Here is a 26,334-nt window from a genome sequence, read left to right as displayed (position 1 = left end):
CACGAGACTCGGCTCCTTCTTTTCCCCTTTGCAGGGCCTTTTTGACGACGCGGCAGGATTCACTTGGTGTTGCGGCCTGGGTCGTTGCTCGCCCTATCTCTGACAGGTACTTTTGTCGATGCGCTTTTACACACAGATTTCGCCATGCGCAAGCATCCTAGCTACAAAGGTGGCTTGGCCCCTCCTTGGGTTGGACTTTCACCAACTAGATAACGCGTGCCTCTGGGCACGCTATATTTCAAAAAAAGCATCCCGCAGGATGCTTTTAGCTTATATTCGCCTATTCCCACTCGATCGTTGCAGGTGGTTTCGAGGTGATGTCGTAGACGATGCGGTTGACGTTGTCCACTTCGTTGACGATACGGACGGAGATCTTCTCCAGCACATCCCAAGGAATACGCGCCCAGTCAGCGGTCATGCCATCGATTGAGGTCACGGCACGAATGCCTACGGTATAGGAATAGGTGCGTTCGTCACCCATAACTCCGACACTCTTCATGTTAGGCAAAGCGGTGAAATACTGCCAGATCTCACGATCAAGACCCGCCTTGGCAATTTCCTCGCGCAGGATAAAGTCTGAATCACGTACAATCGTCAGCTTCTCCTCGGTCACTTCACCCAATACACGGATGGCAAGACCCGGACCCGGGAAAGGCTGGCGCCAGACGATGGCATGCGGCATACCCAATTCTTCGCCCAGCTTGCGCACTTCATCCTTGAACAGCGTGTTCAGCGGTTCGATCAGGCTGAATTTCATATCCTCTGGCAGGCCGCCTACATTGTGGTGGGATTTGATCGTCTGGGCGGTAGCAGTGCCGCTCTCTACGATATCCGTATACAAGGTGCCTTGAGCCAGGAAGGCGAAATCGCCAAGCTTGGCGGATTCTTCATCAAAGCAGTAAATAAATTCATTGCCGATGATTTTGCGTTTCTGTTCCGGGTCATCCACTCCGGCCAGCTTGCTCATAAAGCGTTCACGCGCATCAACCTTCACGACATGAATATCAAATTTGCCGACAAAAGTCTCCATAACACTCTCTGCTTCGCCTTTGCGCAGGAGGCCGTGGTCGATAAACATACAAGTCAGCTGGTCACCGATTGCCCGGTGAATCAGCATCGCCACAACAGAGGAATCTACGCCGCCGCTCAGCGCGCACAGTACCTGCTTGTCCCCTACTTTGGCGCGGATATCGCTGATCGCTTCATCAATAAAGGATTCCATCGTCCATTTGCCCGCACAACCGCAGACCTCATACAGGAAGTTGGAGATCATCTCATTGCCGTGCACAGAATGCTGGACTTCGGGATGGAACTGCACCGCATAAAATTTACGCTCAGCATTGCTCATTGCTGCAATCGGGGCGCTTTCGGTGCCCGCAGCCAGTTTAAAGCCGGTCGGCAGCTCCACTACATGGTCACCATGGCTCATCCACACCGTCTGACGAGAGTCCAGTCCGGCAGTCAGCGGGAAGTCCTGCTCGAAATCAACATCGGCTTTGCCGTATTCACGTTTCGCGGAGCGTTCCACCTTGCCTCCGTCAAGTTGCTGCGCCATCAGCTGCATGCCGTAGCAGATCCCGAAGATCGGCAATCCCAGGTCATAAATAGCCGGATCTACATGTGGCGCATTCTCGGCATATACACTGCTTGGGCCACCCGAGAAAATAATCCCTTTTGGCGACAGCGCCTTAACCTTCTCGATCGGTGTATTGTAAGGCAGAAGCTCGCTGTATACCCCCAGATCCCGAATTCTGCGCGCGATAAGCTGATTGTATTGTCCTCCGAAATCGAGAACGACGATAATTTCATTTGGCTTGTTCATTACGTGCCTCCCTTGATTATTGGATTCATTATACTCATGGTTAATTCACACCGTCAAGGAAAGGGAAAACCTTATAGCCAAGTCGCTACAAGGGATCACGGAACATTACAGACCCGTACCGCATCAAGGATTGAGGGGCTGTACGACTGGTCCGCTATGCAGCGCTGAAGGTGTAAAGAAGCCTATTGATGAGAATACCGCGCATCTGCTAACGATAATTGCCGGTGCACAGGTCTGCCCAAGAGTAATGTTAAACACTAATGGCCCAGAACGGGTTTCGAGGATGCTAATAAGGACAAAGAGTTGGCAACAAAGAGCATAGGCCAGAATCTAACGGTAGTATTTCCCTCTCTCCCCGATTCGTATAACTACTTAGGACCCTCTTATACACATGGGGAAGGTAAGGCCCCTAAGTAGCAACCAGAAACACAGTTATCTGCCTATGAATGGGCCATTTGGCTGCATTTAGTTAAACTTTTGGTTACTGGCTAAACATGGTGGCAAATCAGTGAGTGACGCTGTTCAGAGGCGCTTTTAAAAGTCGGACTAAATAAATTAGTTGCGAAAACGCATCTAAATAGCCGATTTTTGGCGTTTTGAAACAAATAAGTGCGAAAAGGCATCTAATTTCGTCGTAGAAGCAGATTTGGTCCGATTTGCTCGAAATTAGTTGCACATTCGCACTTATTTGCTCCCCAGTTAGCGTTCCTGCTACATTTAGTTGCGTTTTCACACTTAAATGCGCTGAATAGTTGGCCACGGGTTTGGGTGTCGCAATTGTATAGTGAAAAGCATAAAACTAGCTTCCTTAGGCTGCAGCCGATTACCTCAATCGGATCATAATCGTCAGACAGTTGTGGATAAAGTCTGTCTCGTCGTTAGCGGAGCCGGGGGCCGGGCGGACTCGGGCAGGCGCGGCGGATGAGCCGGGATCGGACTCGGCTCGCGAACGGCGTGAGACAGCGGCGGGATCAGAGCCGGGGGCCGGGCGGACTCGGGCAGGCCAGGCGGATGAGACGGGATCGGACTCGGCTCGCGGACGGCGCGGGACAGCGACGGGATCGGAGCCGGGGGCCGGGCGGCCGGGCGCGGCAGAGTCGGGACGGGACGGCGAGCGGAGCCCTGCCGCCCCGCAGTCGCTATACGCCAGGGTCTCCCACTGGCGTACGAACTGCCGGAGCGCTGCGCGCAGTCCGGCATCGTCGATATGCAGGGAGTCTGCGTACTCCCTGCCTGTCAACCCGGGCGGCGGCGCCCCATACCGCGCCGCCAGCCCGCGCCAGGCCAGAGCGGCTGCGCGCAGCTGCCGCTCCCGGCCCAAGCTGCCGCCGCTGCGCGCGGCCGGCAGCAATGCCAGGCACCGCCGCCAGCGCCAGGCGGCGGCGGTCAACAGCAGCGCCGCCGCAGCCGCGGGCGGCGCAGTGCCCCCGCCCGCCTGCGGCAGGGCGGGCATTCCGCCCGCGCGGCGCGCAGCGGGCGGGACGGCTTGCAGCGGCGCGTCCGCAGGCGCCGCCGAATCCGCAGCCGCCGCAAGGCCGGCGGCGGAGCCGGGTGTCGGGTCGAAGGGCACCCAGCCCGCCCCGGCGAAATAGACCTCCACCCAGGCATGGGCATCGCCCTGGGTGACGGCATATTGCGGCGGCTGCGTGTCCGCCGCAAGGGTCCCTGGCCCGTAGCCCTGCACGTAACGGGCCGGAATGCCCGCGCTGCGCAGCAGCACGGTCATCGCCGTAGCGAAATGGACGCAGTAGCCCTGCCGCGTCCCGAACAGAAAATCATCGGCGAAATCAGCCGATGGCGCAGGCACCGCCGTATTCAGCGTATAGGCGTAGCCACTCTGCAAATATTCCCGCACCGCCGCGGCCGCATCATAACGGCTGGCTGCGCTATCCGTCAGCTCCATGGCCAGTGCGGCAACCCTGCCGGGCAGCTTGGGCGGCAGCTGCAAATATTGGCTGCGGATCTCCGGAGAATCGGCAGCATCCAGCCCGCGAAGCAGGGCAGGATTGCTGACCGGAAGCTGTGCCTGCACGGTGTAGCCCGTAATCCGCACGGAACCCGATATCTCCGGGAGCCGGAAGCTCTGCTTGCCGGGGCTGGACAGCACATATCCCAGCCTGCTGCCGTCCGTAAGCTCGATAGACTCCACGTCGAGCAACGTTCCGGCGCTGAAGATTGGCAGCCCCCCGGCAGAGGGGGTTGCGAACGTAACCCGCTGGGTCAGGGTACGGGCTGATCGGCCAGAATCGGGGTCGGCAGACACCGGAAAGGCGGCAAGACTAAGCGGCAGATAGGCTTCACCGCTCCTGATCCAGCGGCGTCCGTCATAATAAGCCCGGCTCTCGCCCCGCCAGTAGCTCCGCTGACTGGACTCAGCGGTGAAGACCGCAGCATGGCTGGGCAACAGCGGCGCCCCGAGCTCCCCATCCCCTGTGCCATAGCCTGCGGATGCACCTTGCAGCAGCTCCGCTTCTTCCCTCTGGTCCGACGACCATGCCTGCAGCCTGGAAATCACCGGCTGCAGCGTAAACGGAGCCTCCTCCTTCGAGCCATAGAGCTGCCCTCCGATCCAGGCGGCGGCAGTCAGCGACAAGGCGGCGGCCAACGCCATAACCCCCCAGCGGGCATACGGGATTCTGCTCCTCCCTGAACGTCCTGCGGACTCCTCCAGGCGCAGATGCATTAACCCGCTCATGGCATGCATCCAGAAGATCAGCCCTGCCGCCAGCACCACATCTGCCGCCGTATTCAGGCCAAAACCGATATCAAGGCACAACAAATAAACCACAGTCGCGGCCGAGAACAGCAGCAGGCTGCCCCGGAACAATACCAGCTGCTGGACAGAAGCTACCAATAGTCCCCAGCCGGTGGTCAGAATGGCCAATCTGCTGTCCTCACTCAGCTGCGAGATCTTTCCCGTCACCAGCAGGCCGGCATCCTGCGGAAGCTCTGACACATAACCGCCGGCCCAGCTCCACAGCAATTCTCCATCGGGAATACACACATACAGCCAGGCACTTAATATAAGCAAGACCTGCACACCAACCTGAAGATAGACCGGAAGCCGCAGCAGGCCCCATAACAGCAGTGCTGCCGCCAATACCATCAGCGCCGCAAGCAGGCTGGCCGTATCTGCCGCCGGACCTGATCTGTACAGCGGCAGCAGCCATTCCAGGAACAACCCCAGAATAGCCAAAGAGAACAGCAGGCGGTAATACAGCGGGGCTTCCCCCGCCTTCCCAGCCGAACTGTTCTCTGCAGACTGTGCCTCGAGCGACTTAACTGAAGCGGCTGATGCTCCTCCGTCCGCCGCCGTTAATCCCGCCCGATTACCGTTACTGAAAAGAGGGTCTGCCGGAAGCTTCATGGCGATCCACCTCCTTGTACCGATAAGCAGGCACCGCAGCATCCAGGCTGTACAGAATTGCGCCAAGACGTGCCAGACTGTCACCGACAGTTCGGGCCACAAGATCTGGCGGTTCAGCGCTGCCGCCTGGCATCGGAGCAGGTGGGTCCCAGGCGAAATACAGCTCCACCTTAACTCCCTGGACCAGAAATCTGGCCAGCACCTTGGCCGCAGCCTGATCAATCCGGCCTGTAATCACCGTAACCGTCATGCCCGGAATCCAGCTGGCTGAAGCCTCTTCCAGCAGCCGTGCCAGGGGTGTAGCGCCGTCGGGTGCCAGACCGGTAAGGGTATCCAGCACCCGGCCGGGGATTTGGCCCATTCCTTCGTGTCTGGCCAGTCCCTCCGGCCAGCCGCCGCTGAACAACTGGATATACGCACCGCAGGCTTCGGCCCTTAGCAGCAAGCCCGCTGCTGCCGACACCGCCTTCTCAAATGCCGGGATGCTGAAGCCCCTGCGCGCACGTGGCACCAGAGCACCAGCCGGAAGCTCGTAGCTCTCCGGGTGGTTCGAGAGTACAACACAGGTCATCGGTGCTTTTTCACGCACCGGCATTTTGCTCTGCAGCATGCCGGTGCGGGCGCTGTTCTTCCAATGAATTCGGCTCAGCGGGTCGCCAGGCAGGTAATGGCGGGATTCCTGCAGCGGTCCGCTGCCTTGGCCGCCTCTTCTCGATATCATCATCGCAGCGGGAAGATCAGTTCCCCCTTGCTGCGTGTTGCCACAATACAGCGGAGCAGGCAGCACCCTGAAGATCTGTCCACCCTGCGGCTCATTTCGGCCCGTAAACCAGCAGGGCAGATCCCCCCAGACAACCCGGCAGCCCTGCAGGCGGTGGAAACCCCGGGGCATCTCCTCCAGCTGATAGACATAAGAGAAGGAGCGCCGCAGACCGGGGAACAGCAGCTGGCGATGACTGCGCTCTCCCCAATAATCGGTGATGGTCATCCATGGCAGCGGCAGTCCGGCAGTGAAGCTTACCTTGACTTCCACCTGAATAGTGTCGCCCGCCGCCGCGCGTGGCGGTGTCAGCGTCCGCTCCAGCCGGATGCTGCGCGGGCCGAGCAGTTGCAGCAGCAAGCCGCCAAGCAGCACAAGACCCAGGGCAATCAACAGAAACAGCAGCGACGGTCCCCCATGCCAACTATACAAGCCGCCCACAACGCCTGTCAGCGAGAGCATCCGCAGCCATTCGGCCGCCGAGCTGCGGGCCAAAGGCAGCGGCAGATTTTTGACGGACGACACAGGTTTACGGCTGCCGCGTTCTTTAAATAATGGTGATGAGGACAATGGGACACCCTTCCTTCGGCAATAGACTTGCCCTCCTGCTCTTGGTGGATGCGCAAACGGGTGCAGCGGGAGAACTGATTCTTATCTATTCTTGCCATGAACAGGGGTGTACAGACCTGCCACAGGTCACTTCTATAACGCTGTTACTCTGCGTTCTGCTGCCGAGGTGCTAAGCTTCAGCGGAGGATGTCCGGTAGCTCCCAGAAGACTGCGCAGCGGTACCCAGATCGACCCGCTAATCATCTCCATGCTTGCACTGGTGCTATGCATGCCGTCCGGTCCGCTTAACAACAGTTCCCCGTTCCTCACATCGGCAGTTACTGACCTGCCATTCCAGCGGACCAGGCCTGTATGGCTGGCAGCGTTCCAGCCCACCGCACCGCCCAGCCGTTCAACAACTGCCCGCAGCGGCACGATATAGTGTCCGTCAATAATTCGGTATTCGCCCGGGTCCAGCTTTGTTTCAAGCTTGCCCACCTCCAGCACCAGCGGCTTGCCTGCCGCAAACAGCTCCGCATTCGGCATAATGTTGGAGGCCACCCATACCGTTGATGGGGCAGGCCTGCCCTGTGCTTCCGCTTTGGCAGAAACTCTGAACTGTACAGGCTCTACACTCTCATCCAGCACTCCGAAGGCATATCCAGCCTCCTTGTAACGGGCAATAATTTCCGGCAACCCCTTGGCACTCTCCTCATGGCCTCCACCGTCATGCAGCAGCAGCACTACCTTGTCAGATTTCATATCGGCTGTAGAGTTTCTGACAATATCTGCTGCCGGTACCCCCTTATGCAGTGAATCTCCGCTGTCCACCGTCCAATCTGTAACCGTGTAGCCTGCTTGCTCCAGCAATCGGAAATAGGTATGATCAAAATGCCCAAACGTTCCGCCAGGTGCCCGCACCAGCGAAGGACGTGTTCCCGTAATATTGCGGATGACCTCCTCAGTCTGTTTAATCTGGCTCCAAAAAGCGGTAAACCCGCTGTATAATTCTTTATATTCATGGTTGTAGGAATGATTGCCGATGGCATGTCCCTGCTCCCAGATCGCATTGATCAGCTCGGGGCGGCTGCTTGCAGCACTGCCAAGCACGAAAAAGGTTGCCTTGACTCCCTCCTGGCGTAAAGTTTTCAGCACCCCGGGCGTCACCCGGCTAGGCCCGTCGTCAAAGGTAAGGTAGACTGTCTTGCCCTGCTGTTTCTTCACTGCAAGCTGGGCGGGAGCGGAAACGGCAGCTGTTGAAACCTTATATACAGACTCCGTCACTGGCTGTGGCGGCAATTCTTGCATCACAGCAGCAGGAAGCTTATTCTTAAAAGATACATTACCTGCAGCTTCAGCCTGCTGTGGACAGGCTGACGGAGCGCCTGACCATTGTCCCAGCCCCCAGGCTGCAAGCATGAGCATAAATACGGTCATAACCAGCAATCCGCGGCGACTTAGCAGCTTGCGGGTGTGAATGCTTTTATTATCTTTCATCTTCTCTACCTCCAGCATTATTCGGCCTCACAGCCTGTTGGTAGATTGTATGAAGACAAGCTCTGAAATAGAATCAGGAAACTGCCCTTTGGAGAGTGAACAAGCTTAATGGAGATGCTTAAATGGATACAGGAACTATTCGCAAACTATGGATATAGCGTGTTATTTTTCGGATTATTGCTAGAATTCGTTGCTTTGCCTTTTCCGGGCGAAACTACGATGGCCTATGCGGGCTTCTTGTCCTTTGCCGGCAGACTGGACTTTGTTACGCTGGTGGCGGTTGCCTTTGTAGGCACTACCGCCGGAATGACTATTACCTATTTCGTTGGACTGAAGGCCGGAATGCCGTTCATCCAGCGTTATGGCAAATGGTTCCTGTTCTCTCCGGCCAAGCTTACGAAAACCCAACGCTGGTTCGAGAAATACGGCAGCATTTTGATTTTTATCGGCTATTTCATTCCGGGAGTCCGTCATTTCACCGGCTACTTCGCCGGCATTATTGCCCTGCCTTTCCGTAAGTTTGCCTGGTATGCCTACAGCGGAGCCATCTTCTGGGTACTGCTCTTTCTTGGCATCGGGCGGATCTTCGGTCCGCAATGGATGGGCATCTTCCATCTGTTTGAGCTGTATGCCTTGTGGATTATCTCCGGCGGTGCAGCCCTGATCGTTCTGTTCTTCCTCTACCGTTACCGCCTGGCGATCAGCGCCCGCCTGAAACGGAATAAGGCAGGAACTAAGCTCGAAACTAAGGTTAAAGAAACTTCGAAGGACCGGTGACCGCACCGGCCTTTCGGCTCCGTAATACTGCATAACCTGAGAGCAAGAGAGCAATCACCACGAATCCCGCACCTCCCGCCAGCCCCAGGGAAAGTGATCCCTTGCAGCAGACAAGCACCCGCCACAAAGGACAGAGCATTCACAATAAAAGCCGTATCGGGACCCAACCACATGGACACAACGCCTCCGGCAAAAGCACCCAAAATCAGCACACAACCCGTAAGCAACTGCTCCATTCCATTGATTCTCAGCAGAAATTCACCTCTGGCCAGCAGCGGGATCGAGGATTTGCGGACTGGACTGTAGATCGCTTCCCCTGCTGCCAGGAGGAATCCGGCAGTATATAGCAGCCATAGCTTGTCAGCGCCGTCTACCCATAAATAAGCCAGCGCCACCGGTACCCGCAGCAGATCGGCCGTGATCAGGATCGTCTTGCGCGGCAGTCTGTTATTTTTCTTCAGGATTCCAACAAAAAAAGCCCCTCCTGATTCATCCATAGGGATGGCCGGAGAGGCTTTGTTGTTCTTTCTAATTTTAGTTTGACAGTTAACCGTTAACCGTTGTCTGTTGCGGCTGCACTGCTTCCTCCTTAAGGAAGTCAAGCTGCGGCGAGGTTTTGCGGATAAAGAAGGATAAGACCAGAGCAGCCACAGTTACCCATGTCGCTACCGCAAAAGCGAAATTAATCCCGTTAATCGTAGCCTGCTGCTTCAGCGCTCCCATAGCCGCCTTATCCGTCTGTGAGACAGCTCCACTCGTTATCGCCTCTGTAATTCTGCTGGTGGTACGGTTGGTGAACAGGCTGACGAACATTGCCATCCCCAGTGCGCCGCCTACGGTACGGAGCGTATTGGACATCGCCGTACCATGCGAGGCAAGCCGCTGCGGCAACTGGTTGAGACCAGCCGTCACAATAGGCATCATCAGCATGGACATCCCGAACATCCGCGCAGTATAGGTCAATATGAGATGCATGTATGTGGTGGAGTCAGTCAGCTGACTGAATTCCCAGGTAGTGACGGTAGTGATCAGCAGCCCAATGACCGCCAGCCATCTCGCACCGATTTTATCAAAAATAATACCGGTCACCGGAGACATAATCCCCATCAGGATCGCGCCGGGCAGCAGCATCAGTCCGGATTCCATCGGTGTAAAGCCGCGAATCGTCTGCAGATAAATCGGCAGCAGAATCATGCCTGAATACATAGCCATCGTCACGATAATATTAATGATTGTGGTCAAGGTATACATGTTGTAACGGAAAATACGGAATTCCAGCAGCGGTTTATCCGTAGTCAGCTGTCTCCATACAAACAGAGCCAGGGAAACCACTCCGATAATCAAACATCCAATTACCGTGCTGCTTCCCCAGCCGTCGGTTCCGGCATCACTGAAGCCATAGAGCAATCCGCCGAACCCGAGCGTCGACAGCACAACACCCAGCTTATCCAGCTTGGGAGAAGTTAACTTCCCAACATTTTTCATGGTCTTAATACCCAGCAGGGTGGACAGAATAGCCAGCGGCAATACGATAAAGAACAACACGCGCCAGGAGTAATTCTGCACGACCCAGCCGGACAAGGTAGGGCCGACAGCCGGGGCAAAAATCATCGCTACTGCCATAAGCCCCATCGCCTTGCCACGTTCTTCAATCGGGAAAATCTGCAGGAATACAATGTTCATCAGCGGCATCAGAATTCCGGCACCAACGGCCTGAATTACTCTGCCGACCATAATCATTTCGAACCCGGTGCCGACACCGCACACCAGCGTACCTATAGAGAACAGTACCATGGCTGTAATAAACAGCTGGCGGGTCGTGAATTTCTCCACCAGATAGGCACTGATCGGCACCAGCACCCCGTTGACCAGCATAAAGCCGGTTGTCAGCCATTGCGCCGTATTGGCCAGAATATTGAGGTCTTCCATCATCTTCGGCAGCGCCACATTCATCAGTGTCTGATTCAGCAGGGCCACAAAGGCACCGATCAAGAGCGCCGCGATGATTGGACCTTTGCGTATAGCTTTTGTTGCGGTAGCAGCGTTGGCAGTTATAGTGCTCATAATTTCTTCTTCTCTCTCCCTTGCTCTAATATATTTACAATCTCCCCATGAATTCTCAGCAGCTCCTCCGCATCCTCAATTGGAATATTGGAGAGCGGCAGCAGATGGGTGCGCAGGGATTGTTTGCTCTTCTCTCGGATCTCCCTGCCCTTCTCAGTCATTGCCAGATGGTAGATCCGCTTGTCGGTCTCCGAACGCTGCCGGGTAATCAGGCCCGCCTTCACCATCCGGTCAACCACCCCGCTGGCCGCACTGTTTCCCAGATGCAGCAGCTCTGCAAGCCCGGTAATGCCAATATCAGGATGCACAGAAAGCTTGCGCAGAACTATCAGTTGGGTGGGGGTAATGTTTAATTCCTCGGCTTCCTTCCACAGCAGCTGCTGAAAGGCATGGCTGATCCGGCGAAATGACGATACGATCTCATCCAGCTGCTGCTCCTTCCCCTTCATCATGTTCTGTTCACCTCCTGGATTTTGTGTATACAGAATAATAGTTCGTATGCGAACTATTTTACTATTTACCTATTTACGCGTCAAGAGTTTGCTGAAAATTTCTGAAAATTCAAATTACCAATAATATGAATTTGCCGGACCGTAAACACTGGAGTAGCAATCACAAGCTGCTTACAGGTATTCTAAGCAAACCCAACGAGCACTCGCGAGCTGTAGCCTTATTTCTGGAGCAGCATGCACAGCTGTACGACCACCGGATGTCGGAATGCGAAGCGCTGACTTTTGAAGATGAGCTTATGGCAGACCTGAGTGAAGAAAGTTTTCGCAGCTATCCCGTCTACACACCGGGTACGCGTAATTCCATCGCCTGGCATCTATGGCATTGCGCCCGGATTGAAGACATCACGATGAACCTGCTCGCCTCGGACAATGTTCAGGTGTTACATACGGAAGATTATGCGCAGAGGATGGGAACGTCCTCCTACCTGCATTCAGGGAATGGGATGACAGAAGAAGAAATAACCGGATTAAGCTTGTCTGCGAACATAGAGGGATTGCGGGAGTACCGCCAGGCGGTGGGCCGCAGAACGCGTGATATTATCCAATCGCTGGAGCCGGAGCAGTTTGCAGCAAAGGTCAGTCCTGTGCGGATCGGGCGCTTACGAGAGGAAGAAGCCGTGAAAGAGACAGAACAGTGGCTGATCGACTACTGGGGCCGTAAAACCATTGCCGGGCTGATTCTAATGCCGGCCACAAGGCATAATTTCGTGCATCTTAACAAATCAATACGGATCAAGCAGAAGCTTCAGGGGAAACGGCTGAGTGCTGTTTCTTCAAGCTCAGAGTAGCGAAAAAACCAGGAGCCCCGAGTATGGGGTTCCTGGTTTTTTAAATTGCCGGTTAATCACTTGCCGTTTACTTCCAGCTTCAGCTACCGGCTCAGCTGCCGGCATTCTCCATCACTATTGGCCTCCGCAGCCCTGCAGGCAGCTCGGCATCGGGTGCAGGCAGTGAGGCACTGCTGTCCAAGCCGCTGGCAATCGACATCATCAGCTTGATCCGATTGTTCTGGTTAATTACACTCACCCCGGCATCATAATCAATCGCCACGATGTTGGCTCCAGGATACAGCTCCTTCAGTCCTTTGATCATACCGCGTCCGGTAATATGATTCGGCAGACAGGCAAACGGCTGGATACAGACGATATTGTTGACTCCGTGGTCAAGCAGCTCCATCATCTCGGCGGTCAGGAACCACCCTTCACCCATCTGGTTGCCTACGGACACCAAACGTCCGGCCTTCTCGGCCAAACCGTAGATATTCTCCCGACTTTTGGATAGTCCTGCCGCTTCAAGCGCCTGCTTGACCGGCTTGCGGTAAATTTCCAGATAGGAGATCAGCATGGGGTTGATATAACCGAGTCTTTTGCTTTTGCCAAACTGCTCTGCCTTGTAGATTGGATTGTATACGCAATAGAAGATGAAGTCGAGAAAATCAGGCATCACAGCCTCCCCGCCCTCCGCTTCAATCATCTCGATAATGCGATTGTTGGCATCCGGATGGAATTTGATCAGGATCTCGCCGACGATACCCACCTTCGGTTTGAGCGCGCCAGTGACCTGCAGGCGGCTGAATTCGGCCACAATCTCACGGATCAGGCGTTTGTATTCGCGGAAGGAGAAGTTCGAGAGACTGTACTTGCAGCGCTCCATCCCTCTGCGGTACAAGTTCTGAGCGCTGCCCGGAATCACTTCATACGGCCGGAAGCGGTACAGCAGCTTCATCAGCAGATCACCGTAGCAGGCGGCGGCAATCAGCCGGTTCGCCAGCTTAAGGCTGATCTTGAAGCCGGGCTGGTTCTCCATGCCGGAGGCATTCAGCGAAATCACCGGAATCTGCTCCAGATTGGAATCCTTCAGCGCCTTGCGCAGCAGGGAGATATAGTTGGTCGCCCGGCAGCCGCCGCCCGTCTGCGACATGATCACCGCGGTGCGGTCCGGATCATATTCTCCGCTCTTCAGCGCGGACAGAATCTGCCCGATGGTGACAATCGCCGGATAACAGGCATCATTGTTGACGAACCGCAGCCCTTCCTCCGTCTCCTCCGGTCCTGTAGTTTGCAGAATCTTCAGCCGATATCCGGCGTCCTGAAAGACCCGCTCGAACAACTCGAAATGAACCGGAGACATCTGCGGCGCCAGAATGGTATAGGTCTCCTTCATCTCTTTGGTGAACGGCACGTTTGCTTCTGTCTTGCGGGCTGCTTGAGGCAGCACATTGCCTTTCTCACGCTCGCGCATCGCCGCAAGCAGCGAACGCAGCCGGATGCGGGCGGCGCCAAGATTGCTGATCTCATCGATCTTGATCAGGGTATAGACCTTGTTGTGCCGCTCCATGATCTCCTGCACCGCATCACAGGTAATGGCGTCAATCCCGCAGCCGAAGGAGGTCAGCTGCACCAGCTCCAGATCATTCCGCGAGGCGACCAGCCTTGCCGCCCGGTACATGCGGGCATGATAGGTCCACTGGTTGACTACCGCCACCTCTCCTTCGCTGAGGTCCAGATGGCAGACCGAATCCTCAGTCAGCACCGCAAGTCCCATGCCTGTGATCATATCGGCCAAGCCGTGGTTAATCTCCGGGTCGGCATGGTAGGGATGGCCGCAGAGCAGGATGCCTTTGGTTCCCGTTCTGGCCAGGAAGTCCAGCGTCTCTTCGCCCTTGGTGCGCAGGTCAAGCTTAGCGCGGTCCGCTTCAGCCAATCCGGCCTGCACGGCAGCTGCCACTTCCTCGCGTGGAATATCCGGGAAGGTCTTCACCAGCACACGTGTCAAGGCGGAGATATCGTCAAAGGTCAGAAACGGACTGACGAGCGGAATCCCGCTTTCCTTCAGGCCGTCCATATTGTTGCGGATCACTTCGGGATAGGAAGCAACCACAGGACAGTTAAAGTGGTTCTGCGCAGCACCGTCTTCCTTTTTCTCATAAACCACAGCCGGATAAAAGATAAAATCGACACCCTTGCCGATCAGACTCTGCACATGCCCATGAGCCATCTTGGCCGGATAACAAATCGATTCCGAAGGGATGGTGTCCATTCCGCTTTCATACAGCTTTTTGCTTGATTTGGGTGACAGCACAGTCCGATAACGCAGGGAGCTAAAAAAAGTAACCCAAAACGGATAGTTCTCGAACATATTCATGGTTCGCGGGATACCGACTGTCCCACGCGCCGTCTGCGGCTGAGGCAGACTCTCATAATCAAAAAACCGTTCATATTTATATTGCATCAGGTTGGGCAAGGTGTTTCGCTCCTTCTTGCCGCCAGCCCCCCGCTCACAGCGGTTGCCGGTAACATAGAAGCTGCGGTCCGGAAAACGACTGATCGTCAGGGCGCAGTTATTGCCACAGCGTCCGCAGCGGCCCGGGGATACCTCATATTGAAAAGACTCCAGCTCCTGCGGGCCGAGAATGCTGCTGGAGACGCCGGGAACTGTGTTCTCCCGGGCAATCAGCGCACAGCCATAGGCGCCCATCACACCGGCGATATCGGGTCTGACCACCGTTCTGCCGGTCAGGCTCTCGAACGCCCGCAGCACCGCTTCATTATAGAAGGTTCCACCCTGGACGATAATGTTGCGGCCCAGCTCTTCGGGGTTGCGAATCTTGATTACTTTCTGCAGGGCGTTCTTCACTACGGAATAGGCCAGACCTGCCGACAGATCGGCCAGCGATGCCCCTTCCTTCTGCACCTGCTTCACCTTGGAATTCATAAATACAGTACAGCGCGAACCTAGGTTCACTGGTCGCTCTGCCTCCAGCGCAGACTTGGCGAATTCCTCAATCCCCAATTCCAGCGCAGAGGCAAAGCTCTCCAGAAAAGAACCGCAGCCTGCCGAGCAGGCTTCATTCAGCAGCAGGCTGTCGATGGCCCCGCCGCGGATCTTGATGCATTTCATATCCTGTCCGCCGATATCGAGAATGAAATCAACCTCAGGCATAAATTTGGCGGCCGCCTTGTAATGGGCGACCGTCTCCACTTCCCCGCCGTCCGTACGCAGTGCCGCCTTCACCAGGCCTTCACCGTAGCCGGTGGCATAAGCGCCTGCGATATAGCAGCCTTCCGGCAGCAGCGTATACATCTGCTTCAGCGCATCGCTGACCGATTGCAGCGGATTGCCTTGATTGCTTCCATAGAAGGTATGCAGCAGCTCATCCTCAGCGCCGGTAAGCACCAGCTTGGTGGTGGTGGAGCCTGCATCAATCCCCAGATAACAAGGCCCCCGGTAGGCCGCGAGATCTGAACGGGTTACCGCTGCCCGAGCGTGGCGGGCGCGAAATTCGGCCAGGTCGCCTGCCGCAGCGAACAGCGGCGGCAGCTCGGCATCCTCGGCGCGGTCGGCGGTGAAGTCGACCGCTTCCACACGCGCAAGCCAGCCGGAGAGCGGCAGGGCGGGCTGGTCGGCCGCGGCGAGCGCCGAGCCGATGGCGACGAAATACTGTGACCGCTCAGGGAACAGGATTTCGTGCTCTGCAAGGCCTAGCGTCAGGGCGAAGCGCTGGCGCAGGCTGGGCAGGAAGGTCAGCGGACCGCCCAGGAACGCGACCCGGCCGCGAATCGGGCGGCCGCAGGCCAGCCCGCTGATCGTCTGGTTGACGATGCTCTGCAGAATGGAGGCGGCCACATCTTCCCGGCGCGCGCCTTCGTTCAGGAGCGGCTGCACGTCGCTCTTCGCGAACACGCCGCAGCGCGAGGCGATCGGATAGATCCGCTCATGCTTCGCGGCCAGTGCATCCAGACCGGCGGGATCGGTCTGCAGCAGCGAAGCCATCTGGTCGATGAAAGCGCCCGTACCACCGGCACAGGCGGTATTCATGCGCTGCTCGACGCCGCCGCTGAGATAGATGATCTTGGCGTCCTCTCCGCCAAGCTCAATGGCGGTGTCACAGCCCGGAATCAGCTCGCTGATCGCCTTGGTGCAGGCAATCACCTCCTGCACAAAAGGCACACCGCCCAGCTTCGACAGGGACAACCCGGAGGAACCGCTTACAGTAAGCGTGGCTCCCCGATCGGGGAAGCGCTCCTGCACATCTGACAGCAGAGACAGGGCGGCTCGCTTAATATCGCTGTAATGTCTTATATAATCCTGATAGACTATCGTCTTCTGTTCCATGACAACCAATTTGGCCGTAGTTGATCCTATATCCAGTCCGATATGCAGCTGAATCACGTTATCACCTTGCCTTGCTCCAAATTTGAAGTATTATGAGGCAACTATATCATGATTCAGCCATAGGTTTGCTGTTAGAAATGTAACAGACTTTTACAATTCCTTACTGCACACTAATGTGTCGGATTGATTATTTTTCCAATTTCTTCACTGCATCCTCGACATGGCCTTTGACCCGGACCTTCCTCCATTCCTCCACCAATATTCCATGCTCATCAATCAGGAAAGTGGAGCGTACAATGCCCATAAATTCTTTGCCATAGAGCTTCTTCAGCTGCCATACGCCAAAGCTCTCACTGACCTCATGCGACTCATCCGACAACAGCGGAAAAGGCAGGCTATTCTTCAGGATGAACTTATCGTGCTTAGCCGGAGGGTCGGCGCTGATCCCCAGCACCACTGCACCGCTGGCCGTTATCCGGTCATGGGCATCACGGAACTCGCAGGCCTGCTGAGTGCAGGCGGGCGTCATATCCTTGGGATAGAAATAGAGCAGGACCTTGCGGCCCCGGTATTGGCTTAAGCTGACTGCTCCCCCGCCGGATGACGGCAAGGTGAAATCGGGAACCTCTTGTCCTATAGATATCTGGTTCATGTATTATCCACTCCTAAAGTTTTGTATAGCTTAAGCTTCTCTGAAATCACTTCGTACAAAACTCTCTTCGTAAGCATAGGCTTAGTTTTGTATAGTTTATAAGCTTCTCTGAAATCACTTCGTACAAAACTCTCTTCGTAAGCATAGGCTTAGTTTTGTATAGTTTAGGCTTCTCTGAAATCACTTCGTACAAAACTCTCTTCGTAAGCATAGGCTTAGTTTTGTATAGTTTAAGCTTCTCTGAAATCACTTCGTACAAATCTCGCTTCGTAAGGCTTACGTTTATGGCTTCAAATTCCAAAATTGCGTGTTGCCCTAAAAGAAATTATAATGTAGAGAATGTAAATGCGAAAGGAAGAACGAGAAATGCCACCAAGAAAGAAACGGCACGCAAAGGCCGGCAAATCCAAGAAACCGCTACTGTGGACTCTCGCCATTATCCTCGTCCTGATTATTGGGGGGCAGTTATTTTCTTCACCTCAATTTACAACCAGCTGGACAGCATGTCGAACCAGAACAATACTCCTTTTGAGGATGCGAAAACTGTCGATGTCGATACCCCGGAGCCTCCCAAGTGGGAGGGCACCGAGCCTGTTAATATTCTGCTGATGGGCGTCGATGCACGCGGCGTGAAGAAAGGGGAAATCCCGCGCTCGGATACCATGCTTGTAGCTTCTATCGATCCGGTAAGCAAGAAGATCAGTGTATTCTCCATCCTGAGAGATACCTATGTACCGATTCCGAAACACGGGGAACAGCGGATTAATTCCGCAATTATCTATGGTCCCAATACGGCGATGCAGACAGCAAGCGACCTGCTGGGCATCCCGATTCAATATTATGTCTACACCGATTTCCAGGGCTTCATTAAGCTGGTGGATGCAGTGGGCGGCGTCGATTACGAGGTTGAGAAGGACATGGTCTATAAGACCAAGGCTGACGGCCCGTTATACGATATCGATCTCAAAAAAGGCTTCCAGCATCTTGACGGCAATATGGCGCTGCAGTATGTCCGCTTCCGCCATGATGCCACCTCCGACTTCACCCGGACCGAACGCCAGCGCGGCTTCCTGAAGGCTGTGGCGGACAAGCTGATCAGCACCACCTCCATTATCAAGCTGCCGACCATCCTGTCCGAGGTTACCCCCTTCGTGGACACCAACATGCTGGTAGATGACATGTGGAAGCTGGGCACCGTCGGCTATAAGAGCACCATGAGCGGCAGCGTGCAGATTCCGCCAATGAATCTGTTGCGTGAGAAGACACTTGATGACGGCTCACAGGTGATTGGATACAGCAGTACCGACAAGCTGCATGAATTCGTTCAGAAGACACTTGCCGGTCCTGAGCCAAGTCCTTCACCAGAGGCCACCCCGGAAGCCACGCCATAGAGCAGCGCTCCCATTCAGCAATTAGCCATAACCGTACTCACAAGGGCGGGCGGACAGCGGGAATACACGCGGTTCGCCCTTTCCCATGCGCACGGCCCTAAACGAAAGGATGATTATTAATGAACCGTTCCACATCAGAGCAATTGTATCAGGAAGCCCTTCAGCACATCGTTGGAGGCGTTAACAGCCCCTCCCGTTCCTTCAAAGCCGTCGGCGGCGGCGCACCGGTATTCATGAATCGTGCCAGCGGCTCCAAGTTCTGGGACGAAGACGGCAATGAATACATAGACTACCTTGCTGCCTATGGGCCGATCATCACCGGCCACGCCCATCCGCATATCACAGCAGCCATTACCAAGGCGGCAGAGAATGGCATTCTCTACGGAACGCCGACACAGTTGGAAATCAAGCTGGCCAAAATGCTGAAGGACGCCATTCCTTCCATGGACAAGGTCCGCTTCGTCAACTCCGGCACAGAAGCAGTAATGACTACAATCCGGGTAGCCCGCGCTTACACCAAACGCAGCAAAATCGTCAAATTCGCCGGCTGCTACCACGGCCATTCCGACCTGGTGCTGGTAGCCGCAGGCTCCGGTCCTTCCACGCTGGGCATTCCCGACAGCGCGGGTGTTCCGAAGAGCATCGCCCAGGAAGTAATCACCGTGCCGTTCAATGATTTGGACAGCCTGCGTATCGCGCTCGAAACCTTCGGCGAGGACGTCGCCGCGGTGATGGTCGAGCCGATTGTCGGCAACTTCGGTATGGTTATGCCGGAGCCTGGCTTCCTGGAGGGGCTGTGCAAGCTGGCGCATGATAATGGCTCCCTCGTCATCTATGATGAGGTCATTACCGCTTTCCGGTTCCACTACGGCTCCACACAGACCTATGCGGGACTCAGCAACCACGAAGCGATTATGCCCGATCTAACCGCTCTTGGCAAAATCATTGGCGGCGGTCTGCCGATCGGTGCCTACGGTGGCCGCAAGCATGTCATGGAGCAGGTGGCTCCGCTCGGACCGGCCTATCAGGCTGGCACGATGGCTGGCAACCCGGCCTCCATCTCCGCAGGTATCGCCTGCCTGGAGGTGCTCAGCGCCGAAGGCGTATACGATGAGATGGAGCGGCTGGCGATCCGGCTGGCGGACGGCCTGCAGGAATCGGCTGACCGCAATGGAATCCTACTAACCATCAACCGCATCCGCGGTGCCTTCTCCACCCATTTCTGCAACCATAAGATCACGAATTATGATGAGGCCCAGGATACCGACGGTGAGCAATTCGCCAGCTTCTTCCGGCATATGCTGAACCGCGGCATCAACCTGGCCCCTTCCAAATATGAAGCCTGGTTCCTGACTACGGCGCATACGGATGCCGATATTGATGCTACGCTGGAAGCGGCGGAAGCCTCCTTCCGGGCGATGACAGCGGAATAAGGATACTCGTCGGGATCGGATGATTGATGTTATCTACAAAGGCTGCTCCCAAGTGGTTTCCCACCTGGAGCAGCCTTTTTGGGAGTAAAAAAACAAGAATAACTGTAATCAGTTTCCTAAGTCCGAAGAACCATTGAATTAGTTGCAAAACTACATCTAATTAGCGAATTTTTACCGTTTTGGAGGATATAAGTGCAAAAATGCATCTAATTCCGGTGTTTGAGCGTTACAGGCCCGATTTGCTCGAAATTAGTTGCAGATTTGCACTTATTCGCCTTCTGATAGGAGTTTCAGCTGAAATTAGTTGCAGATTTGCATCTATTTGTGTTAAACGTTCCAAAGTAACATTCTAAAAACTCACTGAGCCTAAAAAGTAACATTTTCTACCACTAATTACGTCCTACCCATGCCGAAATGCGATTGTTAACCGAACAATAGACGGTATTTAACGGTAATCTTTCCCCATAGCAACCGAAAGCGCATCATCGAAAGTCAAAATATTCAATAAAAATCCACCTGCTTGTCCAACTTAATCTCTCTGTAGGACGGTCCCATAAATGATTCTTCACCAGGAACAAGCGAGAACTCTATGGCACTTAGATCCTCCGGCAAGGGAGGGGATACGATAAACTGCATCTGGATTTCGGAGCCGCCACCACCACTGCGGGTGGTACTTACCTCGTACGGCTCTGCGCCCAGCACAACCAGATCAAGCGCAGGCTGGATATGGACACGCTCATCGGATGACTTCAAATATTGAATCTCCAGGGTAACTATACTATTCTCTTCATATTGCATGGCATGGGACAGCATGTATTCGAACTCACCGTCAACGGTTCGTTTCATGATCGGCAGCACCCCCTGCAGCAGCTTGGGCTCCGGATTGAAATGCCTTAGCATTGCTTTTTTATTAAAATTGTTTAGCAGAACGGATATTTCAACAGGCTCCATTTCGAACTCCGCCGCCCACCGATCCAGTATCTCCATGCCGGGAGCAAGCTGCTTCCCTGCGGCGAGCACCTTGCGCTGCTTGACCAGCTCCAGCAGTTGCCTGTCAATCGCCTCAGCCTCTGCATTATAATCGCTCGGAATCACCCGCAGCTGTGATCTGCTCCAACCCATGCTTCATTCCCCCTCGGTTATTGTTGTGATCGTCCATACATAAATACAGCAATGACTATCCCCAGTACAGCAAGCCTGATCAACACATGAATTTCATTCGCCGCCAGAGAGACCAGCACCAGGCAAATGACCATGGCCACTTCGGCATAGATGTATTTGCGGAAGATTCGCTTTCTAATCCGGTAAATAAAAGTGCCTGTCGTCAGAAGTGCCAGCACGGCATATATAAACAGCAGCATAGTATTACTTAAATCCATAAATCCCCCTTATATAGCCCAATGGCTTCACGTTACGCTCTAATATTATTCCACATTATACCATGGGCAGCGATATATCTGCATCTACAACAAAACGGCCATCCTCCCGTTGGGAAAGACAGCCGCATGTCTGCATCATTATTATTTAGAGCCATCCGCCTGGTCGTACAGACTGCGGATCTCCACCCCTTGGGGAAGCTTGAACGGATGTTCCTTGTTGATGCGGTCGTAGAACATGATTCCGTCCAGATGGTCGATTTCATGCTGAATAATAATCGCCTGGTATCCCTTGAACTTCAGGGTAACTTCCTTGCCGTCCAGATTATATCCCCTCACCTTCACCGACTCATAACGGGGCACGAACCCATGCACAGGCCGGTCTACAGACAGACAGCCTTCGCTCTCCGGCAGATACACCATCGACACGGAGTGGCTGATGATCTTGGGATTGGCCCAGGCATGCTCGATAATCCGGTCTTTCTCATCGGTCGAATACATTACAAACAACCGTTTCGTTACGCCGATCTGATTGGCCGAAAGGCCTACTCCTGAACGCAGCCTGTATTCCGCCGACATCTCCGGGTCCTGGCTGTTCTTGAGAAACTGCAGCATGCACTCCAGTGTCTCCCGGTCCTCCTGCTGCAGCGGAAGTGCAACCGGCTCGGCCACCGTCCGCAGCACCGGCTCGCCTTCACGGATAATATCATCCATGGTAATGATGTATTCGGCATTAAATTTTGTGCTAGCCAATATCCCATCCACCTTTGCCTTTAGTCATTCTGATAGCAGTATATGCATAATTACGGATTAATGAAAGCCGTCCGCAAATGGCTGCTGTAATTCACATCGAAGCCCAGTCCCGTTGCCAATGCGGCGAGCGGCAGATAGGTTTTGTCCTCTTTGCCTACCTTCTGCAGAAAAGCGGGGGTATCGATGGCGGTATTCACTCCATTGACCTTCATAAGCTTGGAGCCGATGGTAATTACAACTGTCCGGCCACCGTAGGTAATTGTGGCGCTGGAGGTTTTGTTGTCCCATTTGCCGGTGGCGCCAACAGCATTCAGCACATCCTTAAGAGCCAGGAAGTTCTGGCCGTTCTTCAGAATAGGCTTGTTCGGTGTATTCAGCTCCACCCCTTTCACCACAATCGACATGGACGCCGGAGCGGGAAACACGGCAACCGAAGCGGGCACGCTGTATTGTCCCCACTGCACTTCGGAGAACACCCGGGCTATCGTCTCATATCCCTGCTGGGTGGGGTGGAAGTCAGCTGCGCCCTCGCCAAAAATATGGGTCAGCGATACTTCGACTCCGGCGAACCGGCTGGCCACATGTGCAACCTTCACCGGTGTTCCAGCTGCGTTCAGGGCCGCAACCACACTATCCGCAGCTTCGGTCAGACGGGCAGCCGCGTCCATCAGCTGGGTGTAGCTCTCCTTGACCGCAAATTTCGGAGCCGGCTGGTATTGATCGGCCACGATAATATCAGCCTGCGGGTTTATCGCGTGAATATTGGTAAGTACAGCACTGAGATTGGCGCTGTAATCCGCCAGCCGCTGTTCCAGCTGTGACTGGAACTCAGCCTCTCCCAACTCCTTGGCCTGCAGGAACAGGCTGCTGACATCATTGCCGCCGATCGTAACCGTAACCAGATCCGCTTCAGCAAGCTCGGCCTTGATCTGCGGCGTCAATGCCGCAAACTGGGTGATTCGCGGATCACGAAGTCCGGCCTGGATTCCTTCTGGTGTAGCAGGCGTTCCCTGCTTAATAGCTTCTGTATAATTGCGCAAGCCGGCTGTGGTAAGCCCCAATATTCCGTAGTTTATCAGCTCACTTCTGCCATGATACCAGCTCTGCTCCAGCAGTCTTTCTGCATAGCCGTAAGGCTTCACGTTCACATCCGTCATGCCTGGCTCATATCCCGCCGTAATGGAATCGCCCAGTGCCATGATTCGGAAGACTTCAGACTGTGAGCTCTGCGCTCCTACACCTGCCTGCGCTGCCTGAACCGATTCCGCAGCCGTTCCTGCAAGGACAGCAAACAGCAGCAGACCGCTTGCTCCAATGGCCTTGATCTTTCTGGATATATTCAGCACCGTTCCCCCCTTAATTGGTATAATTCCATTCTACCATCAGTGGAGGCTGCGCAAAAGAGCGGCTTCCTCCGAGGAGAAGCCGCTCTTTAAGAGATTCTATTGTTGGAGCAGGGCTTAATCACGCTCCGTACCTTGACCATCCGGTGAAGGCTTGCCTGAAGGCTCACCTGCCCGCTCCATATATTTGTCGTAACGGTCATCCAGCTCACGGCCCAGCTTGCGGTAGCGCCGTGTCTCCTCGACAATCGGATCAAACGTGGTCTGAATACGGACCTCATAACGGGGCGAGATTTGGCGGATTTCCTTGGCCGTGCGGTCTCCCTGCTCCATCTCGCCGTCTTCCAGCAGCTCGCTCAGCTTGCGTTCCAGATCATCGCGGCTGCTCATGAACGTGTTAACCCCGTGGCATCGGCAGCCTTGAGCGAATCCACCATCGCCTGATGAATCTGTCCGTTGCTTGCAACCACATGACGGGTGCTGATGTCATATGGATCTCCCTGTGTATCCGTAACGGCGCCGCCTGACTCCAGGACCAGCAGCACACCGGCAGCGCAATCCCAAGGATTCAGCCCAACCTCCCAGTATCCGTCTACCCGGCCTGCGGCTACATAGGCCAGATGCAGCGCAGCTGAGCCTCCGGCACGAATGCCGCGCACCTGCGGAAGAATACTCTGCAGTCCGGCCATATTGACCGGCTGGGCGAACACCCGGTCCGGCGGGAAGCCCATTGCCACCAGGCTGCCGCCCAGCTCGGTCTCGGCCGACACAGCGGTAGGAACGCCATGCACGTAAGCACCCTTGCCCTTCTCGGCAACAAACATCTCATCGCGGATCGGATCGTAAATTACGCCAACGGTCAGCTCCCCGCGGATGACGAGTGCAATGGAAACACAATAGAACGGGAAGCCGTGCACGAAATTGGTTGTTCCGTCTACCGGATCAACAATCCACAGGTATTCGTTCTCCCGCACTTCCTCCAAAGCGGCGGTCGCTTCATCCGCACCCGGAAGGACGCCTTCTTCTCCGAGGATACAATGATCCGGGTAATGGGTCTGAATCAGCCGGCGGATCATCTGCTCCACGCCTTTGTCCACTTCCGTGACTAGATCCTGGGCCGAGGTCTTGGTGCCGAGGCTCTTAACCTGCCCCTGTCTGCTCTTAATCCATTCTCCTGCCTTGGCGGCAGCATTGATTGCCACTGCCGTGTGTCCTTTGCTGGATACTACGTAAGGCTCCCTTTCATTCCGGCCATCAGGCGTTAAAGGACTCATATTTTTCACTCCGCTTTCTTGAAATATAAGAATTTATAGGTTGCACGCGATAAATCATCCTTCTATTTCTCGCTGAAACGCCCCGTCCTTTAAAGGACGGCGTAGCCGTTTCTACTTGTATTCTTATATGTAGAGGCAAGGCCCAGTAGCTGACGACAGCTTCAAGTTTCATTCACCGTACTCTATTTCAGAATACTTATCAAGTAGAAGCGGCATTTCCGCCCTCTGTAAGAGTCGGTATCCGTTACTGCAAGATTCAAGTGTAGGCTGGGCCCGCCAGTGGCTCTTCTCTTGCCGTTTATTGCCGATTACGCTTCAATATTAACGCTGGCACCGTCTAAGAGTGTAATTCCGCTACCTGGTACAGCCAGCTCCTTGAAAGCCTCCATCAATCCGAATAAGGCGCCATCCTTCGACTTCGCTTCCAGCATGACATCCACAGCGGGAGTATCGGCAGCAATCCGCTTCAAAAAAGCAAGCAGCGGTGTGATCTCCACACCATCCGCATGGCTGCGCGGGTCAGAGGGGCTGCGAGGGCTGGAGGCATGAATCTTCGGCGGCAGCAAGCCGCCGGGAGGTACATCCGCCAGCGCCAGCGGGCTGTTCCACGTCTGCTGAATCTCCGGCCATAGCTCCCAGGGCAGCTCGCCTTCATTATTCACCCACTGGTGGTGAATATCGAGCACCATCGGCAGGCCAAGGCTCTGGCTGACGGCCAGCGTCTCCACCGCATTAAACGTCTTGTCGTCGTTCTCCAGCGTAATGCGCTCCTGCAGCGCACCGGGCAGCTCCAGGAAATGCTGCTTGAAGCGGGTTGCGGCGGCGGGCTTGTCCCCATAGGCTCCGCCGATATGGATGTTGTTCTTGGCGGTTGCCGGCAGTCCCATTGCCAGCAGCATGTTCAGATGATGCTGCAGATCGCGGACAGAGCTAGCCAGTACCTCCGGGCGGTGCGTGCTGAGCACGGTGAAATGATCCGGATGAAACGACACCCGCATCTCCCGCTTCTTCACATACTCTCCTACTTCCAGAAAAGCTTCAGCCAGCGCTGCGAACGGGTCCCAATCCTGCAGATCGGGATGTGTCGCCAGCGGAACCAGCTTGGAGGTAAGGCGGTAGACCTTGATGCCGGAACCTGTGTTATGCTTCAGCAGCCGTAGGGTGTTGTGCAGATTGCCACGGGCAATCAGCTCCAGGCGCCGCAGTGCGGCATCGCGGTCGCCCAGCTTGTTGAAAGATGCCATCGTCATCGTCTTGGAAGGGGAGCAGTCCTTGATCACAGTAGACATCGCTACGTATCCGAAACGGACAATCATCCCTGCTCCCCAAAAAACATCTCATAGGCAAGCGCCGTCTGCACCCGCGATTCTTCTTCATTCAGCTTGCGCACCAGGTCCATCTCAACGGCGGTAACCTCATGCCCCTGAAAATTGATCTCGGCGATGGAAGCCGAAATCTTGACGATGGCCACGGCAACATTCTCCGGTGTGTAGGCAATAACCTTCTCCCCGGTCGGATACACGCGAAAACCCTGTTTGACCATCTTGGTGCGGCCATATTCCAACAGCTCATACAGCTCCTGTTCGTTCTTGAACTTGCAGACTGAATTAAATTCCATTTGAAAACCCATAGTTTACACTCCTCTCCGG

General features: G+C 55.0%; 20 protein-coding genes and 1 pseudogene. 4 read left to right on the top strand and 17 right to left on the bottom strand.

Features of this window, described 5'->3' with window-relative positions; all coding sequences use genetic code 11:
- Positions 1-280: 280 nt before the first annotated feature.
- The 4 genes from guaA to B9T62_RS35315 all read right to left on the bottom strand — a co-directional run bounded on the left by guaA (position 281) and on the right by B9T62_RS35315 (position 7,995).
- The gene (gene guaA / locus B9T62_RS35330) at positions 281-1,822 is read right to left on the bottom strand and encodes a glutamine-hydrolyzing GMP synthase (RefSeq protein ID WP_087919528.1); all 1,542 of its coding nucleotides are present in this window, start codon (positions 1,820-1,822) and stop codon (positions 281-283) included.
- An 823-nt stretch (positions 1,823-2,645) separates the two neighbouring features.
- Entirely contained in the window at positions 2,646-5,189 is a 2,544-nt protein-coding gene (locus B9T62_RS35325; protein WP_157794132.1) for a transglutaminase-like domain-containing protein, read from the bottom strand.
- Complete coding sequence (locus B9T62_RS35320; protein ID WP_087919526.1) at positions 5,158-6,519, bottom strand: DUF58 domain-containing protein; 1,362 nt, start codon at positions 6,517-6,519, stop codon at positions 5,158-5,160. The genes B9T62_RS35325 and B9T62_RS35320 overlap by 32 nt, the downstream gene beginning before the upstream one ends.
- A 132-nt stretch (positions 6,520-6,651) precedes the next feature.
- Positions 6,652-7,995: a polysaccharide deacetylase family protein gene (locus B9T62_RS35315; protein WP_087919525.1), complete on the bottom strand. Its 1,344-nt coding sequence runs from the start codon at positions 7,993-7,995 to the stop codon at positions 6,652-6,654.
- A 108-nt stretch (positions 7,996-8,103) separates the two neighbouring features.
- Here B9T62_RS35315 and B9T62_RS35310 point away from each other — a divergent pair, with 108 nt between their 5' ends.
- The gene (locus tag B9T62_RS35310) at positions 8,104-8,772 is read left to right on the top strand and encodes a DedA family protein (protein ID WP_087919524.1); all 669 of its coding nucleotides are present in this window, start codon (positions 8,104-8,106) and stop codon (positions 8,770-8,772) included.
- Here the strand turns inward: B9T62_RS35310 and B9T62_RS35305 are convergent.
- The 3 genes from B9T62_RS35305 to B9T62_RS35295 are packed head-to-tail and all read right to left on the bottom strand — an operon-like array spanning position 8,682 to position 11,288.
- Positions 8,682-9,269 (bottom strand): MFS transporter, encoded by a 588-nt coding sequence (locus B9T62_RS35305; RefSeq protein ID WP_087919523.1) that lies wholly within the window; start codon positions 9,267-9,269, stop codon positions 8,682-8,684. The two genes, B9T62_RS35310 and B9T62_RS35305, sit on opposite strands and share 91 nt — an antisense overlap.
- 49 nt (positions 9,270-9,318) lie before the next feature.
- Entirely contained in the window at positions 9,319-10,836 is a 1,518-nt protein-coding gene (locus B9T62_RS35300) for a DHA2 family efflux MFS transporter permease subunit (RefSeq protein ID WP_087919522.1), read from the bottom strand.
- On the bottom strand, positions 10,833-11,288 hold the full coding sequence (locus tag B9T62_RS35295) for a MarR family winged helix-turn-helix transcriptional regulator (RefSeq protein ID WP_087919521.1): 456 nt from the start codon (positions 11,286-11,288) through the stop codon (positions 10,833-10,835). The genes B9T62_RS35300 and B9T62_RS35295 overlap by 4 nt, the downstream gene beginning before the upstream one ends.
- A 125-nt stretch (positions 11,289-11,413) precedes the next feature.
- Here B9T62_RS35295 and B9T62_RS35290 point away from each other — a divergent pair, with 125 nt between their 5' ends.
- Positions 11,414-12,136 carry a DinB family protein gene (locus tag B9T62_RS35290; RefSeq protein WP_087919520.1) on the top strand — a complete coding sequence of 241 codons (723 nt, stop codon included), beginning with the start codon at positions 11,414-11,416 and terminating at the stop codon, positions 12,134-12,136.
- A 91-nt stretch (positions 12,137-12,227) separates the two neighbouring features.
- On the opposite strand, the gene B9T62_RS35285 is transcribed toward B9T62_RS35290, so the two are convergent.
- Together B9T62_RS35285 and bcp are read right to left on the bottom strand one after the other, a co-directional pair.
- A complete protein-coding gene (locus B9T62_RS35285) occupies positions 12,228-16,520 on the bottom strand; it encodes a 2-hydroxyacyl-CoA dehydratase (protein WP_087919519.1) in 4,293 nt (1,430 codons plus the stop codon).
- A 130-nt stretch (positions 16,521-16,650) separates the two neighbouring features.
- Positions 16,651-17,115, bottom strand: coding sequence for a thioredoxin-dependent thiol peroxidase (gene bcp, locus B9T62_RS35280; protein ID WP_087919518.1), 465 nt, complete (start codon positions 17,113-17,115; stop codon positions 16,651-16,653).
- 366 nt (positions 17,116-17,481) lie between these two features.
- Between bcp and B9T62_RS35270 the strand changes: the two are divergent.
- A pseudogene (locus B9T62_RS35270) lies at positions 17,482-18,506 on the top strand (LCP family protein).
- 119 nt (positions 18,507-18,625) lie between these two features.
- Positions 18,626-19,939 carry a glutamate-1-semialdehyde 2,1-aminomutase gene (locus tag B9T62_RS35265; RefSeq protein ID WP_087919516.1) on the top strand — a complete coding sequence of 438 codons (1,314 nt, stop codon included), beginning with the start codon at positions 18,626-18,628 and terminating at the stop codon, positions 19,937-19,939.
- A gap of 501 nt (positions 19,940-20,440) precedes the next feature.
- On the opposite strand, the gene B9T62_RS35260 is transcribed toward B9T62_RS35265, so the two are convergent.
- The 8 genes from B9T62_RS35260 to B9T62_RS35225 form a co-directional block, all read right to left on the bottom strand.
- Entirely contained in the window at positions 20,441-21,061 is a 621-nt protein-coding gene (locus B9T62_RS35260; protein ID WP_087919515.1) for a hypothetical protein, read from the bottom strand.
- Between the two features lie 17 nt (positions 21,062-21,078).
- Entirely contained in the window at positions 21,079-21,318 is a 240-nt protein-coding gene (locus B9T62_RS35255; protein ID WP_087919514.1) for a hypothetical protein, read from the bottom strand.
- Positions 21,319-21,459: 141 nt separating this feature from the next.
- The gene (gene def / locus B9T62_RS35250) at positions 21,460-22,029 is read right to left on the bottom strand and encodes a peptide deformylase (protein WP_087920550.1); all 570 of its coding nucleotides are present in this window, start codon (positions 22,027-22,029) and stop codon (positions 21,460-21,462) included.
- 89 nt (positions 22,030-22,118) lie between these two features.
- Positions 22,119-23,414 carry an SGNH/GDSL hydrolase family protein gene (locus B9T62_RS35245; RefSeq protein WP_087919513.1) on the bottom strand — a complete coding sequence of 432 codons (1,296 nt, stop codon included), beginning with the start codon at positions 23,412-23,414 and terminating at the stop codon, positions 22,119-22,121.
- Between the two features lie 114 nt (positions 23,415-23,528).
- Complete coding sequence (locus B9T62_RS35240) at positions 23,529-23,801, bottom strand: hypothetical protein (RefSeq protein ID WP_087919512.1); 273 nt, start codon at positions 23,799-23,801, stop codon at positions 23,529-23,531.
- Complete coding sequence (locus B9T62_RS35235) at positions 23,798-24,685, bottom strand: inositol monophosphatase family protein (protein ID WP_087919511.1); 888 nt, start codon at positions 24,683-24,685, stop codon at positions 23,798-23,800. Before B9T62_RS35235 ends, B9T62_RS35240 begins: the two co-directional genes overlap by 4 nt.
- Before the next feature lie 308 nt (positions 24,686-24,993).
- Positions 24,994-26,001, bottom strand: coding sequence for a UV DNA damage repair endonuclease UvsE (gene uvsE / locus B9T62_RS35230; RefSeq protein ID WP_087919510.1), 1,008 nt, complete (start codon positions 25,999-26,001; stop codon positions 24,994-24,996).
- Entirely contained in the window at positions 25,998-26,315 is a 318-nt protein-coding gene (locus tag B9T62_RS35225; protein WP_087919509.1) for a hypothetical protein, read from the bottom strand. The genes uvsE and B9T62_RS35225 overlap by 4 nt, the downstream gene beginning before the upstream one ends.
- Positions 26,316-26,334: the final 19 nt, after the last annotated feature.

It is taken from the genome of Paenibacillus donghaensis (assembly GCF_002192415.1).
GTDB lineage: Bacteria > Bacillota > Bacilli > Paenibacillales > Paenibacillaceae > Paenibacillus_AQ > Paenibacillus_AQ donghaensis.
Note: the sequence above shows the minus strand (reverse complement) of the source record. Positions and strands in the feature narration are given on the sequence as shown.

Coding starts and splice junctions, on each gene's coding strand:
- B9T62_RS35265 (WP_087919516.1), top strand. CDS start 18,626: ATGAACCGTTCCACATCAGAGCAATTGTATCAGGAAGCCCTTCAGCAC.
- B9T62_RS35290 (WP_087919520.1), top strand. CDS start 11,414: ATGAATTTGCCGGACCGTAAACACTGGAGTAGCAATCACAAGCTGCTT.
- B9T62_RS35295 (WP_087919521.1), bottom strand. CDS start 11,288: ATGATGAAGGGGAAGGAGCAGCAGCTGGATGAGATCGTATCGTCATTT.
- B9T62_RS35260 (WP_087919515.1), bottom strand. CDS start 21,061: ATGGGTTGGAGCAGATCACAGCTGCGGGTGATTCCGAGCGATTATAAT.
- B9T62_RS35240 (WP_087919512.1), bottom strand. CDS start 23,801: ATGAGCAGCCGCGATGATCTGGAACGCAAGCTGAGCGAGCTGCTGGAA.
- B9T62_RS35325 (WP_157794132.1), bottom strand. CDS start 5,189: ATGAAGCTTCCGGCAGACCCTCTTTTCAGTAACGGTAATCGGGCGGGA.
- B9T62_RS35235 (WP_087919511.1), bottom strand. CDS start 24,685: ATGAGTCCTTTAACGCCTGATGGCCGGAATGAAAGGGAGCCTTACGTA.
- B9T62_RS35305 (WP_087919523.1), bottom strand. CDS start 9,269: ATGGATGAATCAGGAGGGGCTTTTTTTGTTGGAATCCTGAAGAAAAAT.
- B9T62_RS35225 (WP_087919509.1), bottom strand. CDS start 26,315: ATGGGTTTTCAAATGGAATTTAATTCAGTCTGCAAGTTCAAGAACGAA.
- bcp (WP_087919518.1), bottom strand. CDS start 17,115: ATGAACCAGATATCTATAGGACAAGAGGTTCCCGATTTCACCTTGCCG.
- B9T62_RS35315 (WP_087919525.1), bottom strand. CDS start 7,995: ATGAAAGATAATAAAAGCATTCACACCCGCAAGCTGCTAAGTCGCCGC.
- guaA (WP_087919528.1), bottom strand. CDS start 1,822: ATGAACAAGCCAAATGAAATTATCGTCGTTCTCGATTTCGGAGGACAA.
- B9T62_RS35300 (WP_087919522.1), bottom strand. CDS start 10,836: ATGAGCACTATAACTGCCAACGCTGCTACCGCAACAAAAGCTATACGC.
- def (WP_087920550.1), bottom strand. CDS start 22,029: ATGGATGATATTATCCGTGAAGGCGAGCCGGTGCTGCGGACGGTGGCC.
- B9T62_RS35310 (WP_087919524.1), top strand. CDS start 8,104: ATGGAGATGCTTAAATGGATACAGGAACTATTCGCAAACTATGGATAT.
- B9T62_RS35255 (WP_087919514.1), bottom strand. CDS start 21,318: ATGGATTTAAGTAATACTATGCTGCTGTTTATATATGCCGTGCTGGCA.
- uvsE (WP_087919510.1), bottom strand. CDS start 26,001: ATGATTGTCCGTTTCGGATACGTAGCGATGTCTACTGTGATCAAGGAC.